Origin of the sequence: Streptomyces anatolicus, from assembly GCF_019400875.1 — a bacterium.
Lineage (GTDB): Bacteria > Actinomycetota > Actinomycetes > Streptomycetales > Streptomycetaceae > Streptomyces > Streptomyces anatolicus.
Genome location: NZ_WMBF01000857.1, coordinates 1 through 1072 on the forward strand (window position 1 = coordinate 1; position 1072 = coordinate 1072).

Sequence of the window (1072 nt, forward strand, 5' to 3'; positions counted from 1 at the left end):
CGCCGCCTCACCCCGGCCCTGCGACCCCGCCTACGTCATCCACACCTCCGGTTCCACAGGACGCCCCAAGGGCGTCCTCGTCACCCACGCCTCGCTCGCCAACCTCCTCGCCGGGCACGGCGAGGACCACGTCGGCCCCGCCGTCGCGCGCACGGGCCGGGACCGGCTGCGGGTCGCGCACAGCGCCTCGTTCGCCTTCGACGCGTCCTGGGACCCGGTGCTGTGGATGGTCCACGGCCACGAGCTCCACCTCCTCGACGACGCCGCGTACCGCGATCCGGCGGTGCTCGCCGCGTACGTCGACGAGCACCGCGTCGACTACCTGGACGTCACCCCCTCCTACGCGGAGGCGCTGGTCGCCGAGGGCCTGCTCGACGAGGGCAGGCACCGGCCCGCCGTCGTGGTCGTGGGCGGCGAGGCCGTCGCCGCCCCGCTGTGGGAACGGCTCGCGTCCACGCCCGGGACGCGCCCGATCAACCTGTACGGGCCGACCGAGACGACCGTCGACGCCTACTACTGGCTGCCCGGCCCCGACGGGAGCACCACCGGGCACCCCGTGCGTGCCTCCCGCGTCTACGTCCTCGACTCCTCCCTCCGTCCGGCGCCCCCCGGCGTCACCGGTGAGCTGTATGTCGCCGGGGCGTGTCTGGCCCGCGGCTATCTCGGGCGCCCGGACCTGACCGCCGAGCGCTTCGTCGCCGATCCGTTCGGGGCGCTGCACGGCGACCCGGGGGGCCGCATGTACCGCACCGGGGACCTCGTGCGGCGCCGTGACGACGGCACCCTGGAGTTCCTGGGGCGCGGCGACGACCAGGTGAAGATCCGCGGCTTCCGCGTCGAGCTGGGCGAGATCCAGGCGTGCCTCGCGTCCCACCCCGCGGTGGCCCAGGCCGCGGTGATCGCCCGCGACACGCCCCACGGCAAGCGCCTCCTCGCCTACGCGGTCCCGCGCGGGTCCGCCACCGCGCCGGGCGAGGCCTCCCCCGCCGAGAACGCCCCCGCGCCGGACGGGGCCTCCCCCGCCGAGGACGCCCCCGGCGGCGACACCCAGGCCGCCTCTCCGGCCCAGAAG

Annotated in this window: 1 protein-coding gene; it reads left to right on the forward strand. The window is 76.5% G+C overall.

The window, feature by feature from the left end; genetic code table 11:
- On the forward strand, positions 1-1072 hold a 1072-nt coding region (locus tag GKQ77_RS32985), incomplete at both ends, for an amino acid adenylation domain-containing protein (protein WP_219692816.1).